At 68.2% G+C, this 14,165-nt stretch carries 12 protein-coding genes, 1 tRNA gene and 1 pseudogene; 11 read left to right on the forward strand and 3 right to left on the reverse strand.

Going from position 1 to position 14,165, the window contains the following annotated elements; translation table 11 throughout:
- Window positions 1-3: 3 nt before the first annotated feature.
- The 9 genes and pseudogenes from ESD82_RS17410 to lpxK all read left to right on the forward strand — a co-directional run bounded on the left by ESD82_RS17410 (window position 4) and on the right by lpxK (window position 9,200).
- Window positions 4-608: pseudogene (locus ESD82_RS17410) on the forward strand (GcrA family cell cycle regulator).
- Entirely contained in the window at window positions 609-1,052 is a 444-nt protein-coding gene (locus ESD82_RS17415; RefSeq protein ID WP_024845715.1) for an NUDIX hydrolase, read from the forward strand.
- A gap of 95 nt (window positions 1,053-1,147) precedes the next feature.
- Window positions 1,148-2,866, forward strand: coding sequence for a methionine--tRNA ligase (gene metG, locus ESD82_RS17420; protein ID WP_147427730.1), 1,719 nt, complete (start codon window positions 1,148-1,150; stop codon window positions 2,864-2,866).
- A gap of 243 nt (window positions 2,867-3,109) precedes the next feature.
- Window positions 3,110-5,200, forward strand: coding sequence for a TonB-dependent receptor domain-containing protein (locus tag ESD82_RS17425; RefSeq protein ID WP_244314541.1), 2,091 nt, complete (start codon window positions 3,110-3,112; stop codon window positions 5,198-5,200).
- A 97-nt stretch (window positions 5,201-5,297) separates the two neighbouring features.
- Window positions 5,298-6,218 carry an arginase gene (gene rocF / locus ESD82_RS17430; RefSeq protein ID WP_024845718.1) on the forward strand — a complete coding sequence of 307 codons (921 nt, stop codon included), beginning with the start codon at window positions 5,298-5,300 and terminating at the stop codon, window positions 6,216-6,218.
- A 72-nt stretch (window positions 6,219-6,290) separates the two neighbouring features.
- Window positions 6,291-6,376, forward strand: a tRNA-Leu gene (locus tag ESD82_RS17435).
- A 343-nt stretch (window positions 6,377-6,719) separates the two neighbouring features.
- Window positions 6,720-6,965, forward strand: coding sequence for a DUF4170 domain-containing protein (locus ESD82_RS17440; protein ID WP_024845719.1), 246 nt, complete (start codon window positions 6,720-6,722; stop codon window positions 6,963-6,965).
- A gap of 16 nt (window positions 6,966-6,981) precedes the next feature.
- Window positions 6,982-8,214 carry a 3-deoxy-D-manno-octulosonic acid transferase gene (locus ESD82_RS17445; RefSeq protein WP_024845720.1) on the forward strand — a complete coding sequence of 411 codons (1,233 nt, stop codon included), beginning with the start codon at window positions 6,982-6,984 and terminating at the stop codon, window positions 8,212-8,214.
- Window positions 8,211-9,200 (forward strand): tetraacyldisaccharide 4'-kinase, encoded by a 990-nt coding sequence (gene lpxK / locus ESD82_RS17450; protein WP_024845721.1) that lies wholly within the window; start codon window positions 8,211-8,213, stop codon window positions 9,198-9,200. The genes ESD82_RS17445 and lpxK overlap by 4 nt, the downstream gene beginning before the upstream one ends.
- A gap of 79 nt (window positions 9,201-9,279) precedes the next feature.
- Here lpxK and ESD82_RS17455 read toward each other — a convergent pair whose 3' ends face one another.
- Both ESD82_RS17455 and ESD82_RS17460 read right to left on the reverse strand, forming a co-directional pair.
- Window positions 9,280-9,936 (reverse strand): DsbA family protein, encoded by a 657-nt coding sequence (locus ESD82_RS17455; protein ID WP_024845722.1) that lies wholly within the window; start codon window positions 9,934-9,936, stop codon window positions 9,280-9,282.
- On the reverse strand, window positions 9,933-10,493 hold the full coding sequence (locus tag ESD82_RS17460) for a DUF721 domain-containing protein (protein ID WP_024845723.1): 561 nt from the start codon (window positions 10,491-10,493) through the stop codon (window positions 9,933-9,935). The genes ESD82_RS17455 and ESD82_RS17460 overlap by 4 nt, the downstream gene beginning before the upstream one ends.
- A 76-nt stretch (window positions 10,494-10,569) precedes the next feature.
- Here ESD82_RS17460 and ESD82_RS17465 point away from each other — a divergent pair, with 76 nt between their 5' ends.
- On the forward strand, window positions 10,570-11,631 hold the full coding sequence (locus ESD82_RS17465; protein ID WP_024845724.1) for an A/G-specific adenine glycosylase: 1,062 nt from the start codon (window positions 10,570-10,572) through the stop codon (window positions 11,629-11,631).
- A gap of 82 nt (window positions 11,632-11,713) precedes the next feature.
- Window positions 11,714-12,850 carry an alkane 1-monooxygenase gene (locus tag ESD82_RS17470; protein WP_147427728.1) on the forward strand — a complete coding sequence of 379 codons (1,137 nt, stop codon included), beginning with the start codon at window positions 11,714-11,716 and terminating at the stop codon, window positions 12,848-12,850.
- A gap of 132 nt (window positions 12,851-12,982) precedes the next feature.
- Here the strand turns inward: ESD82_RS17470 and ESD82_RS17475 are convergent, their stop codons facing one another.
- Entirely contained in the window at window positions 12,983-14,113 is a 1,131-nt protein-coding gene (locus tag ESD82_RS17475; RefSeq protein ID WP_147427727.1) for a site-specific DNA-methyltransferase, read from the reverse strand.
- Window positions 14,114-14,165: the final 52 nt, after the last annotated feature.

Raw genomic sequence — 14,165 nt, forward strand, 5'->3', positions numbered from 1 at the left:
GCCATGTCCTGGACCGACGAGCGCGTCGAGACGTTGAAACGCATGTGGGCCGAAGGCCAGTCGGCCAGCCAGATCGCCAAGGAGCTGGGCGGCGTGACCCGCAACGCGGTGATCGGCAAGGTGCATCGCCTGGGCCTGTCGAATCGCGCCGAGGAAGGCGCCGATCCGGCACCCGAACCCGTCGCCAAGCCCGCCGTCACCGCGGCCCCCCCGCGCCCGAGCCCAAGCCCGCCCCCGAGCCGGCCCCGGCGCCCGAGCCCAAGCCCGCCGCTGCGGCCGCCCCCGCGCCGGCGCCCGAACCCGCGCCGCAGCCGGCCAGCTTCAATCGCCGGCCCATCGTGCCGGCCGGCCAGCCGCTGCCGCCCCAGCCCTCGGCCAACGAGATCAGCCCCGAGGCGCTGGCCTCGGTCCGCGAGGTCGAGAAGCGCGCCCGCAAGCTGACGCTGATGGAACTGACCGAGCGCACCTGCAAATGGCCGATCGGCGACCCGGCGACCGACAAGTTCTGGTTCTGCGGCCTGCCCTCGATGCCCGGCAAGCCCTATTGCGAGGCGCATGTCGGCGTGGCCTTCCAGCCGATGAGCTCGCGCCGCGACCGCAGGCGCTAGGTGCCCGATTTTCCCCGGCTCGCCGCGCTGGCCGTCACGCTGGACGGCTGCGGCGACGCGGCCCGCGCGCTGCTGGTGCGCCGCCGCAATCCGCCCGATGCCGGGCTTTGGGGCTTTCCCGGCGGCCATGTCGAGCCGGGCGAGACCGCGCTGGCCGCCGCCGCCCGCGAACTGGCCGAGGAAACCGGCATCACCGGCCGGCCCCGCGCCTATCTGGACAATATCGACGTGATCGAGCGCGGCGCGGACGGCGCACTGCGCTTTCACTTCCTGCTGGCGGCGGTGCTCTGCGACCATGTCGCGGGCGAGCCGGTGGCGGCGGACGATGCGCTGGACGCGCGCTGGGTGGCGGTTGCGGACATCCTGGCCGGCCGCCTGCCGCTCAGCGCCAGCGTGCCCGATGTCATCCGCAAGGCGCTGGCCTGCCGGGACGCCCCCTGCTGACCCGGCGGCCCGGCCCGCGGCGAAAACCGTGCGAACCGCTGGCCTTCGCCGCCGGTGCTGGATAAAGAAGCGCCAGAGAATAATAGGACCGGATCATGGCGCGGCATCTCATCACCTCGGCGATCCCTTATATCAACGGGATCAAGCACCTCGGCAATCTTGTCGGCTCTCAGCTTCCGGCGGATCTCTATGCCCGCTACCTGCGCGGCCGCGACCACGAGGTGATGTTCATCTGCGCCACCGACGAACACGGCACCCCGGCCGAGCTTGCCGCCGCCAAGGCCGGTAAGCCGATAGCCGTCTATTGCGCCGAGATGCACGAGATCCAGGCGGAAATCGCGCGCAATTTCGGCCTGTCCTTCGACCATTTCGGCCGCTCGTCCTCGGAACGCAACCATGTGCTGACCCAGCATTTCGCCGGCAAGCTGGACGAGAACGGCTATATCGCCGAGGTCGAGGAGCGGCAGGTCTATTCCATCGACGACGGCCGCTTCCTGCCCGACCGCTATATCGAGGGCACCTGTCCCAACTGCGGCTATGACAAGGCGCGCGGCGACCAGTGCGAGAACTGCACCAAGCAGCTCGATCCGACCGACCTGATCGAGCCGCGCTCGGCGATTTCCGGCTCGACCAACCTTGAGGTGCGGGCGACCAAGCATCTCTACCTGCGCCAGCGCGCGCTGAAGGACCAGATCGCCGCCTGGATCGACAGCAAGACCGACTGGCCGATCCTGACCACCTCGATCGCGCGGAAATGGCTCAACGACGGCGACGGCTTGCAGGATCGCGGCATCACCCGCGACCTCGACTGGGGCATCCCGGTGAAGAAGGGCGACCAGCCCTGGCCGGGAATGGAGGGCAAGGTCTTCTACGTCTGGTTCGACGCGCCCATCGAATATATCGCTGCCACCGCCGAGGGCGCCGACAAGCGCGGCGAGCCCGACAGCGCCTGGCGCCGCTGGTGGCGGCTCGACGAGGGTGCCGGGGACGTTACCTATACGCAGTTCATGGGCAAGGACAACGTGCCTTTCCACACGCTGAGCTTCCCGGCCACGATCATCGGCTCGGGCGAGCCCTGGAAGCTGGTCGACTACATCAAGTCATTCAACTACCTGACCTATGACGGCGGCCAGTTTTCGACCAGCCAGGGACGCGGCGTGTTCATGGACCAGGCGCTGTCGATCCTGCCCGCCGATTACTGGCGCTGGTGGCTGCTCTCTCACGCCCCCGAATCGGGCGACAGCGAGTTCACCTGGGAGAATTTCCAGCAATCGGTGAACAAGGATCTGGCCGACGTGCTGGGCAATTTCGTCAGCCGCATCACCAAGTTCTGCCGCTCGAAATTCGGCGAGACCATCCCCGAGGGCGGCAGCTACGGCCCCGAGGAAGAGGCGCTGGTCGAGGCGTTGACCGCCCGCATCCGCGCCTATGAAGGCTTCATGGACCATATCGAGATCCGCAAGGCGGCCGCCGAGCTGCGCGCGATCTGGGTGCTCGGCAACGAATACCTGCAATCGGCGGCACCCTGGTCGACCTTCAAGACCGACCCGGACCGCGCGGCGATGCAGGTGCGGCTGGGGCTGAACCTGATCCGGCTTTACGCGGTGCTGTCGGCGCCCTTCATCCCCTTTGCGGCCGATGCGATGCTGGCGGCGATGCGGACCCAGGACCGCATCTGGCCCGACGATGTCCGTGCCGCGCTGGAGGCCCTGCCCGCCGGCCATGCCTTCACCGTGCCCGATGTTCTGTTCGCCAAGATCAGCGACGAGCAACGCGACGAATGGCAGGACCGCTTCAAGGGCATCCGCGGCTGACCTTGCTCCACGCCTTGCGGCAAGGCGACGCGATTCTGTGGCATTCGCGCCACAGAGTCCTTCCTGGGCGGGATGGTCCCTTGTCCTGGGAAAGGGTGGCTGATTAACCGCCGGCAGCTACCCAGGTCACGGCATTCCCCTCTCGCCCTCTCGGCCCAGGCAAAAACCTGTTCCTGTTGTCGAGAGGTGTCGATGCCGTCCTTTCCCGTATTTCCCCCAGCCCGCGCCTGCGGTAGCCGCAACATGCGCGCGGCCCTGCTGTCGCTGACGGCGCTTTGCGTGCCTGCGATGGCCCTGGCGCAAGCGGAAGATGCCGATGTAGTCGTCCTGGACAACATCGTCATCACCGCCGCCGGGTTCGAACAGAACATCAAGGAAGCGCCCGCCAGCATCTCGGTCATCACCGCCGAGGAACTGCAAAAGGGCAATTTCACCAGCCTGACCGATGCGCTGAAAGAGGTGCAAGGCGTCGTCACCACCGGCACCGCCAATGAATCGGACATCTTCATCCGCGGCCTGCCGGGGCAATACACGCTGATCCTGGTGGACGGCAAACGCCAGAGCACCCGCGATTCGCGTGTAAACGGCAATGCCGGCTATGAGCAAAGCTTCATCCCGCCGATCGCCGCCATCGACCGGATCGAGGTCGTGCGCGGGCCGATGTCCTCGCTTTACGGCTCGGATGCCATGGGCGGCGTGATCAACATTATCACCAAGCCGGTCGCCGACACTTGGACCGGCTCAGTCTCGGTCGAGACGGTCGTCCAGGACGAGGAAGGCTTCGAAAACAGCCGGCAGACCTCGTTCTACGCCTCGGGCCCGCTGGTCGCCGACGTGCTGGGCCTGCAAGTCTGGGGTCGCAAGCTCGACCAGGACGCCTCGTCGATTTCGGGTGGTCCCGGCGGATCGGACGATTACGACCTGGGCGCGCGGCTGACCTGGCACGTAGATGACCAGAACCAGGTGCTGCTGGAGGCCGGCCGCACCCAGATCACCGCCGAGGATTATGGCGACCTGGGTTATCGCGACCATGACCGCGACCACTGGTCGCTGACCCACAAGGGCAGCTTTGCGGATCTGGATACCGAGCTCAGCTTCTCGCAGGAAACCGGCGAACGCACCTCCTACAGCAGGACTGCGGCCGGCGCCGATTTCGTCGAGAACCTGCGCTCGCCGGAAGTACGCAACTCGGTCCTGGACGGCAAAGCGACCCGGACCCTGTCCTGGAACGGCGAACACCGGCTGACCGTTGGCGGGCAATTCATCCGCACCGAAATCACCGACCAGAACCCCGGCGCCGTGGCTCCGGGCGAGGATCCCCGTGACGAGAAGTTCCAGGGCGACGAATGGTCACTTTATGTCGAGGACGAATGGCGTCTGCGCGACGATTTCGCCCTGACCCTGGGGCTGCGCTATACCGACAACGAATTCTATGGCGGCCATGTCGCACCCCGTATCTACGGGGTCTGGAACGCGACCGAGAACCTGACCGTGAAGGGCGGCATCTCGACCGGCTACAAGACGCCCGAGCTGCGTTCGATCATTCCTGGTTACGCCTATACCAGCGGCGGCGCCGGCTGCGCCAGCAACACGCCGCCTTCCTGCGCCGTCATCCTGGGCAACCCGAACCTGAAGCCGGAAGAAACCCTGAACTTCGAGCTGTCCACCGTCTATGAGGCCGACGCCTTCACCCTGAGCGCCACGGCCTTCCATACGAAGTTCGACAACAAGCTTCAGCAAAAAAGCCTGGGTGTCGGCGACAACGACCCGGCCAATGGCATTGAAGACGGATACTGGACTGGGGGACCGCAGTATCTCGGGACTGACGGCGGGCTGTATTACCGCCGCGTTATCCAGAACTTCAACGTCGATGAGGCCGAGATCAGCGGCCTGGAACTGGCAGGCGATTGGGACATCACCCCGACCCTGTCGGCGCGCGCCTCCTATACCTACACGAAGTCCGAGCAGAAGACCGGCGAATTTGCAGGCTTCCCGCTGGCGCGCACGCCGGAACACATGGCCAGCCTGCGTTTTGACTGGATGACCCCGGTGGAAGGGTTGGATAGCTGGCTGTCGGCGAACTATCACGGTTCGGAAATCGCCTCGGGTCTGCGCATCGGCAGCAACGGCCGCGAAGTCGAGATCAACGGCCAGACCGGGCGCAAATATTCACCCTACACCACGGTCGACATCGGCGCGAACTACAGAATCAACGAGATGGCGACCCTAAACGCGGCCGTCTACAACGTCTTCAACGAAGAGGTTCGCGAGGCCGAGTTCAACACCGTCCAGGAGGGCCGCCGCCTCTGGCTGGGCGTGACGGCGAACTTCTAGGCGTCCCTTTTTTCCCGAAACGCCTGCCTGCCCGGCTGTGGACTTTCCACCGCCGGGCATGTTCTTTTCGGAAGGCAGGAGACAGGAAGGAACGCGCATGACCCATTGCATCCTGATCGGCGCCCCGGTGGACGAGGGGCAGCGGCGGCCCGGCTGCCTGATGGGTCCGGCCGCCTATCGCGTGGCGGGGCTGGCCTCGACGCTTGCCGAGCTGGGCCATACGGTCGAGGATCGCGGCGACCTGCGCCCCGCCGCCGGCCGCGGCCAGACCTGCGCCAACCCCGCCGTCCATCACCTGCCCGAGATCGTCGCCTGGACCGAGGCGCTGCGTGCCGCCGGCTGCGCCGCGATGGAAGAGGGGATGCCGATCTTCCTGGGCGGCGACCACGCGCTGGCGCTTGGCACCCTCGCCGGGGTGGCGGCCCATGCCCGCGCGGCGGGACGGCCGCAATTCGTGCTGTGGCTGGACGCGCATAGCGATTTTCATACCATTGAGACCACGGGCTCGGGCAACCTGCACGGCACGCCGCTGGCCTATGCCTCGGGGCGGCCGGGATTCGAACCGTTCCCCGCCTTTCCGGCGCCGATCCCGGGCCGCAACATCTGCATGTTCGGCATCCGCAGCGTGGACGGCCCCGAACTGGCCGCGCTGCGCGAGACCGAGATCGTGGTAAACGACATGCGCGTGCTCGACGAACGCGGCATCATCGCACCCCTGCGCGAATTCCTGGACCGGGTCCGGGCCGAGAGCGGCATGCTGCATGTCAGCCTGGACGTGGATTTCCTCGACCCCTCGATCGCGCCGGCCGTCGGTACCACCGTCCCCGGCGGCGCCACCTTCCGCGAGGCGCATCTGGTCTGCGAACTGCTGCACGAAAGCGGGCTGATGACCTCGCTCGACCTGGTCGAGCTGAACCCGTTCCTGGACGAGCGCGGCCGCACCGCCAAGCTGATGGTGGATCTGGTCGGCTCGCTGATGGGGCGCAAGGTCTTCGACCGGCCGACCCGCAGCTTCTGAGCCCGCGCCCTGCGGCACCAGCGGCGACCGAGGCTTGCCAATCCCCCGCCCGCCCGCTAGCCAATGCCCGGCGCGGGCGTGGCGGAATGGTAGACGCATGGGACTTAAACTCCCTGGGGCGCAAGCCTGTGCGGGTTCGAGTCCCGCCGCCCGCACCATATCCCCCCCCTCGTGGTCCTGCGACCTGCCATCGACCCATCCGCACCGCCAATCCCTTCCAGCCCTGCCGGCGGCATATTCGTTGCAAGCACCAGCCGCCCCCTGCCCCGCAATCCGAAAAAGAAGCAGGGAAAGGCGCACCGGTTCGCCTTTCCCTGCCGCCCGAACAGCCCTGACCACCACGCTCGGGCCCATCCGGGGGTGCGGCTTGCACCGCAAGATGCCTAATCCGGCGCCGCTTTCGCAGCAAACGCCAAGCGCGGGCGATTTTAAACAAATCGCCTTGGTTCCCCTGCCCGGCTCGGATAGGTTCGCGGCGGAATCCGAACCCAGGAGAACATGATGGCACAGCGCCTCCACCTCGTTTTCGGCGGTGAACTTGTCGACCCCACCCGCACCGAGTTCCGCGACACCAAGGACATCCATATCGTCGGCATCTTTCCGAACTACGCCCAGGCCCATGCCGCCTGGAAGGCCGAGGCGCAGCGCACCGTGGACAGCGCCCATACCCGCTATTTCATCGCCCACCTGCACCGGCTTCGCGACGAGGAGCGCGAGGTCAGCCCGACCGAGGAACTGGGCAGCTAGGCGCCCGCGAATCGCGATGCCGCCCGCCGATGCCACCGCGTCCCTGGCGCTCTGGCTGCACCTGCGCCGCCGCGCGGCGCTGGCCGGCGGCCCGGTCGAGCCCGTCGATGCCCCGCCGGGCGAAGGGCCGCTGGTCGTGGTGCATCTTGCCGAACAGGCCGAAGAACCGCCGCAGCCGGGCGCGCTGGTCAGGGCGCTCCTGGCGCGGCGACCGGGGCTGCGCTTTGCCTTTCTGGGCGCGCCCTTGGCCCCCGACGCCTTGCCTGCCGGGCTGCGCGCCGTCTTCCTGCCGCGGCCGCGCGATCCGGCCTCGGTGCGCGAGATGATCCGGGCGCTGCAACCGCGGGTGCTGCTGGTCCTGGGCGACCAGCTTCCGGCCTCGCTGATCTCGGGCGCGGCCGAGCAGCGCCTGCCAGTCATCCTGTGCGAGGCGCGGCTGGCGGCCCATGCCCGGCGCGGAACCTGGCGCGGCGCGGTCGATCGCGGGCTGATGGGCAAGATCGCCCGCATCCTCGCCCCGGACGCGACCGCCGCCGCCGCCGCCCGGCAGATGGGCGCCCCGCCCGCCCGGATCGAGCTGACCGGCCCGATCACCGAGACCCGGCCGCCCCTGGCCGCCAACGAGGCAGAGCGGCGCGCCCTGGCCCAGATCCTTGCCGGCCGGCATGTCTGGCTGGCGGCCTGTCCCACCCTGCCCGAGGCCAGGGCGGCGCTGGCCGCCCATCAGGCCGCGCTGCATCACAATCACCGCGCCTTGCTGATCCTGGCCGGGCTGCCGGCCGGGACGATCCCCCAGGTCCGGGCCGAGGTCGAGGCGCTCGGCCTGGCCGCGGTGCTGCGCTCGGACGACGAAGACCCCTCGCCGGACGATCACCTGCTGATCGCCGAGGACACGCAGGAAATGGGGCTGTGGTACCGGCTGGCGCCGGTCTGCTTCATGGGCGGCACGCTTCTGCCCGGTCCGGGCCTGGCGCCGCGCCACCCGTTCGAGCCGGCGGCACTTGGCTCGGCCATCATCCACGGCCCGCTGACCGAGGCGCATGGGCCGGAATGGGTACAGCTCGACGGAGCCGCGGCCGCGCGGCTGGTGACCGAGGCGGCGGGGCTGACGCGCGCGGTCGCGGACCTGTCGGCGCCGGACCAGGCAGCGGTGCTGGCCGGCAATGCCTGGTCGGTCAGCACCGGCGGCGCCGCCGTGCTGGGCCGCATCGCCGATACGGTCATCGAGGCCATGGAGAACCCGCAATGAGCCGCCGCGCCCCCGATTTCTGGTTCCGGCAGCCGGGGCTGCGGGCCCGCCTGCTGGCGCCGCTGGGTGCGCTTTACGCCCAGGCTACCGCCCGCCGCCTGGCGCGCGGCCCCCGGATGCGACCGGGCGTGCCGGTGATCTGCATCGGCAACCTGAACGCCGGCGGCACCGGCAAGACGCCCACCGCCATCATGCTGGCCCAGTTCTTGCAGGGCCGGGGCGTGGCGGTGCATGTGGTCTCGCGCGGCTATGGCGGCCGCGAAAAGGGACCGCTGCGGGTCGAGGAGGCGCGCCACAAGGCGGCCCAGGTCGGCGACGAGCCGCTGCTGATGGCGGCCTTTGCCCCGGTCTGGGTCGCGGACGACCGGCAGGCGGGCGCACGGGCGGCAATCGCAGCCGGGGCGCAGGCGATCCTGCTTGACGACGGTTTCCAGGATCCGGCCCTGGCGCATGACCTGGCGCTGGTGGTGGTCGATGCGGCCAAGGGTTTCGGCAACGGGCTTTGCCTGCCCGCAGGGCCGCTGCGCGAGCCGGTGGATCGCGGCCTGGCCCGCGCCGACCTGCTGCTTTCGATCGGCGAGCCGCCGGCCCAGGAACGCTTCGCCGCCGCCTGGGGCGCGCATTTGCCCCTGCCGCACCTGACCGGGCGGCTGGCGCCCCTGCAGACCGGCATGGACTGGCAGGGCCAGCGCGTGCTGGCCTTTGCCGGCATCGGCCATCCCGAGAAATTCTTCGCCACCCTGCGCGGCCTTGGCGCCGAGGTGGTGCGCGCCGAGGCGCTGGAGGACCACCAGCCCTTCACCCCGCAGCTTTTGACCCGGCTCGAGGCCGAATCGCGGCTGGTCGGCGCGCAGATGGTGACGACGGAAAAGGATGCCGTGCGGCTGCCGCGCAGCTTCCGGCCCAAGGTGCTGGCCCTGCCGGTGCGGCTGCAACTGGACGACCCGGCGCCGCTCGCCGACCGGCTGGCCGCGCTGGGATTGTGAAAGGCCCCGGAGCAGGTCCGGGGCCTTCCGCCTTCACCGTTTTCCAAATACCCCGGCGGCCGCGCCACCGGAGCGGCGGTCAGCCCTTCTCGGCCAGCTTGGCGTCGATGATCTTCTTCAGCTCCGCCCAGGGCTGGTTCTGCACCTTTTCGCCGGCAATGATGAAGGTCGGCGTGCCCTCGATCTGGTCGGCGGTGGCATGGGTCTGGAAGGTGGTGACCAGGTCCGCGACCTTCTGCTTGTCGTTCCAGCAGGCATCCATCTGCTCGGTCGTCATGCCGGCCTTGGCCCCGATCTTGCGCAGGTTCGCCGCGATCTCGTCGCCCGATTTGGCGTTCAGCCAGTTCTTCTGGTCGCCGAAGATCAGGTCCGAGACGGCGTAGTATTTCTCGTCGCCGCCGCAGCGGGCGAGGATGCCGGCCCAAAGCCCGACGGCATCGAAATAGACGTCGCGCTGGATGAAGCGCACCTTGCCGGTATCGACATATTCCGCTTTCAGCCTGGGCAGGTTCTCGTCATGAAAAACCGCGCAATGGCTGCAGGTGAAGCTGGCATATTCGATGATCGTGACCGGCGCATCGGCCTGGCCCAGGGCGATGTCGGGCAGAACCTTGCCCTCGGGCATCTGCTCGGCGGCATTGTCGGCAGGTTTCGCCTCTTGCGCCATCGCGGGCAGCGCGGAAAGGGTCAGCGCGGCCGTGGCGGCGGCGATCAGGGAACGGCGAAGCAGCATCATGGATTGGCCTTTCGGTCGTTGGCGTCCCGGCGGGACAGGATGTTCAGCGCCAGCCGCCGCATGGCGGCGGACAGCGCCGGATTGTCGAAGCCCGAGGCGATGGCCTCGGCCTGGGCGATGTCTTGCGGACCGGGCGCGGCCGCGCGGCGCGGCGCGGCCAGGAACCCCGCCTGCCCCTCGGCAAAGCCCCCCGCCCCTTCGCCAAAGCCGACAGGCGCGGTCTGGGTCAGCACGACGCGCGAGACGGCGTTGAAGCCGTAACAGGCATTCACCCGCGCGCGGATCTGTTCCAGCTGCATGGCGACCAAGGGCGCCTGCGCCCCCGGCACCAACAGGGTCAGCGTGGCGCCGAAACCCTTGCCGTGGCTGATCCTGACCGGGCGGGCATGGGCGGCAAGCTCGGGGCCGACCACCTCGGGCCAATGGGTCAGCAGCCGGGCGATGGCAAAGCCCCGGCCTTCGCCCGCCGCCTTGACCCGATGCGCGACCAGCTGGGCCGCGGTCTCGAAGCCGCGCATCCGGCGGCGGGGCTGGGTTTCGGGTTTCTTCTGGGCCATCGGGCGACCATATGGTTTATCTGGCGCGCAGTCTGGACCGCCGCGCGCCCGGATACCAGAGAGACGAGGCTGAAAATTGCGTGACCCCAGGGTGATCCCGACCGAGCTGCTGGCATGGTACGACCGCCATGCCCGCGTGCTGCCATGGCGCGTGCCGCCCGGTCGCGGCCCGGCCGATCCCTATCGCGTCTGGCTGTCCGAGGTCATGCTGCAACAGACCACCGTCGCCGCGGTGAAAGCCTATTTCGAGCGTTTCACCAGCCTCTGGCCCACGGTCCACGACCTTGCCGCGGCCGAGGATGCGCAGGTCATGGCGGAATGGGCCGGGCTCGGCTATTACGCCCGCGCCCGCAACCTGGTCGCCTGCGCCCGCGCAGTCGCGGCCATGGGCGGGTTTCCCGACACGCGCGAAGGGCTGGCGGCCCTGCCCGGCATCGGCGCCTATACCTCGGCCGCAATCGCCGCCATCGCCTTCGACCGCCCCGAGACGGTGGTGGACGGCAATGTCGAGCGCGTGGTCGCGCGGCTTTTCGCGGTCGAGACCCCGCTGCCCGCCGCCAAGCCGGAACTGGTGGCGCTGGCCACCGGCCTGACCCCGCCCGAACGGCCGGGCGATTTCGCCCAGGCCATGATGGACCTGGGCGCGACGATCTGCACGCCGCGCAGCCCGGCCTGCGGCATCTGCCCGATCTTCCCCCATTGCGCGGCCCGCGCGCAGGGCATCGCCGCCGACCTGCCGCGCAAGGCGCCGAAAAAGCCCAAGCCCCTGCGCCGCGGCATCGTCTGGATCGGCTTTGCCGAAAATGCGGTCCTGGTCGAGACCCGGCCGGACAAGGGCCTTCTGGGCGGCACGCTGGCCTTTCCCTCGACCGGCTGGGACGGCTCGGACCTGCCGCCACCCGCGCCGGCGGACTGGCAGGAGATCGGGCTCGTCCGCCATGTCTTCACCCATTTCGCGCTGGACCTGACGGTGATGTCCGCCCCCTTGACCGCGGCGCCGCTGCGCGGCAGTCTGGCGCCGTTCAGCGAGTTCAGACCTGCCGCCCTTCCGGGGCTGATGCGCAAGGCCTGGGCGCTTGCCCGCCCCGAAGCCGCAACCGGATCTGCGACAACCGGTCGCCGTGGCAAGGCATGGTGAAACCCGCCACAGCCTTGCCCGCGACATGCATTTTTCCGGCTGCTCACGCCCGCATCAAGTTTGATCCATTTCGTTGCCACCCATGCAAACCGCTTTTCGTTCCCGTCTGATCGACGCCCTGCCCTTCTGGCTTTCGCTGGGCATGGTTCCCCTTTTCCTCATTGCCGCGCGTTTCGGCAGCTGGTGGTTTTTGCTGATGCCGGTCTATGCTTGGTATCTGATGACCTTGCTGGACGCGATCCTGGGCCCGAACGAGGAAAACCCCGACACCGAAACCCCCGAGGCGCAATTGTTCTGGTATCGCGCCATCACGATCATCTGGTTCCCGATCCAGGCGGCGATGATCTTCGGCGCCATCTGGCATGTCACGCGCAGCGACCTCGCCGGCTGGGAAAAACTGGGGCTGTTCTTCGGGGTCGGCGTGGCCTCGGGCACCATCGGCATCGTCTATTCCCATGAATTGCTGCACCAGAAGAACCGGCTGGAACGCTGGATGGGCGACCTGCTTCTGGCCTCGACGCTTTATTCGCATTTCCGCACCGAACACCTGCTGGTGCATCACTCCTGGGTGGCGACGCCGCGCGACGCGGTCTCGGCCCGTTATAACGAGGGGTTCTTCCGCTTCTTCCTGCGCGTTCTGGCCCAATGCCCGAAAAGCGCATGGGCGGCCGAGGCGCGGCGGCTGACCCGAGCCGGCCGGTCGAAATTCGACCGCCGCAACCCGTTCTGGCGCTACGCTGCGCTGCAACTGGCGATGCTGGCGCTGGCGGCGGCGCTTGGCGGCTGGCAGGGGGTTCTGCTGTTCCTCTGGCAGGCCTTCATCGCCATCTGGCAACTTGAGCTGACCAATTACGTCGAACATTACGGGCTGACGCGCAAATACCTGGGCGAGGGCCGCTATGAACATGTGCTGCCGCGCCACAGCTGGAACAGCGCGCACACGGCAACGAACTGGCTGCTCATCAACCTGCAGCGCCATTCCGACCATCACTACAAGCCCGACCGCCGCTTTCCTCTGCTGCAAAACTACAGCGAGGACGAGGCGCCGCAATTGCCGATGGGCTATCCGGCCATGACCTTCCTAGCCATGGTTCCGCCCTTGTGGCGGCGGCGGATGAACCCCCGCGTCCGGGCCTGGCGGCGGCAGTTCTATCCCGAGATCACCGATTGGCAGCCCTATAACCGCGGCGAGCTGCCGATGCCGCGCGGCGCGCTCTAGCGCCGCCGCCGGCCAGGCCCGTTCCGGCACAACAGAAAAGGCCCCGCCCGGCGGCATGCCGCAGGACGGGGCAAGGCGGTCCCGGCCGCACCAGAGCTTGCGGAGCCTCGGGACTTGGCGAAACCGGGAAACTCAGTGGGCGCGGCCCTTGTCGGCCTCCATCTCGGCGCGGATCTGCTGGCGCAGGATGTCGATGGGCACCATCCGTCCCTCGCGCCGGAAATGCCAATAGGTCCAGCCGTTGCAGCTGGGAGCCCCTTCCAGCGCCGCGCCGACCTGGTGGATCGAGCCCTTCACGTCATTGCCGATCAGGCTGCCATCGGCGCGCACCTTGGCCTTGTGGCGGTTGTTGAGCGAATAAAGCTCCTCGCCCGGCCGCAGCATGCCGCGCTCGACCACCTGGCCGAAGGGCACCCGCGGCTCGGCGCGCTTGGGCTTGAGGGTGGCGATGGCCTCGCTGTCGAACTTGCGGATGCGGGCCAGCCGCTTCTCGGCCACCTCGCGATAGGCCTGTTCGCGCTCGATGCCGATGAAATCGCGGCCCAGCATCTTGGCCACGGCGCCGGTGGTGCCGGTGCCGAAGAACGGGTCCAGCACCACGTCGCCGGGATTGGTGGATCCGACCAGGATGCGGTGCAGCAGCGCCTCGGGTTTCTGGGTCGGATGCGCCTTGGCGCCGCCGGCATCCTTCAGCCGCTCGGAGCCGGTGCAGATCGGCAGCACCCAGTCCGACCGCATCTGCACGCCCTCGTTCAGCGATTTCAGCGCCTCGTAGTTGAAGGTGTATTTCGCGCCCTCGGATTTGCTGGCCCAGATCATCGTCTCATGCGCATTGGTCAGCCGCTTGCCGCGGAAATTCGGCATCGGGTTGGCCTTGCGCCAGACCACGTCGTTCAGGATCCAGAAACCCTGGTTCTGCAGCTCGGCCCCGACGCGGAAGATGTTGTGATAGGAGCCGATGACCCAGATCGCCCCGTCCGGCTTCAGGATGCGCCGCGCCGCCGCCAGCCAGTCGCAGGTAAAGCGGTCATAGGCGGCAAAGCCGGAAAACTGATCCCAATGGTCGTCCACCGCATCGACGCGGGAATTGTCCGGCCGGTGCAGTTCGCCCTTCAGCTGCAGGTTATAGGGCGGGTCGGCAAAGATCAGGTCGACGCTGGCCTCGGGCAGCGCATTCATGACCTCGATGCAATCGCCGGCGAGAATCTGGTTGAGCGGAAGGGTTCGCGCCGCGGCGCGGGATTTGGTGTCAAGCTTGGTCATCACTGCCTCGGGTTTCGGCTATTGGGTTGCCGATTGGATGGGCCGATAATGA

This window comes from Paracoccus pantotrophus, from assembly GCF_008824185.1.
GTDB lineage: Bacteria > Pseudomonadota > Alphaproteobacteria > Rhodobacterales > Rhodobacteraceae > Paracoccus > Paracoccus pantotrophus.

What these genes read in the sequence shown, in the direction of transcription:
- metG (WP_147427730.1), top strand. Translation starts at nt 1,148, where the DNA reads ATGGCGCGGCATCTCATCACCTCGGCGATCCCTTATATCAACGGGATC.
- ESD82_RS17425 (WP_244314541.1), top strand. Translation starts at nt 3,110, where the DNA reads ATGCGCGCGGCCCTGCTGTCGCTGACGGCGCTTTGCGTGCCTGCGATG.
- rocF (WP_024845718.1), top strand. Translation starts at nt 5,298, where the DNA reads ATGACCCATTGCATCCTGATCGGCGCCCCGGTGGACGAGGGGCAGCGG.
- ESD82_RS17440 (WP_024845719.1), top strand. Translation starts at nt 6,720, where the DNA reads ATGGCACAGCGCCTCCACCTCGTTTTCGGCGGTGAACTTGTCGACCCC.
- ESD82_RS17445 (WP_024845720.1), top strand. Translation starts at nt 6,982, where the DNA reads ATGCCGCCCGCCGATGCCACCGCGTCCCTGGCGCTCTGGCTGCACCTG.
- lpxK (WP_024845721.1), top strand. Translation starts at nt 8,211, where the DNA reads ATGAGCCGCCGCGCCCCCGATTTCTGGTTCCGGCAGCCGGGGCTGCGG.
- ESD82_RS17455 (WP_024845722.1), bottom strand. Translation starts at nt 9,936, where the DNA reads ATGATGCTGCTTCGCCGTTCCCTGATCGCCGCCGCCACGGCCGCGCTG.
- ESD82_RS17460 (WP_024845723.1), bottom strand. Translation starts at nt 10,493, where the DNA reads ATGGCCCAGAAGAAACCCGAAACCCAGCCCCGCCGCCGGATGCGCGGC.
- ESD82_RS17470 (WP_147427728.1), top strand. Translation starts at nt 11,714, where the DNA reads ATGCAAACCGCTTTTCGTTCCCGTCTGATCGACGCCCTGCCCTTCTGG.
- ESD82_RS17475 (WP_147427727.1), bottom strand. Translation starts at nt 14,113, where the DNA reads ATGACCAAGCTTGACACCAAATCCCGCGCCGCGGCGCGAACCCTTCCG.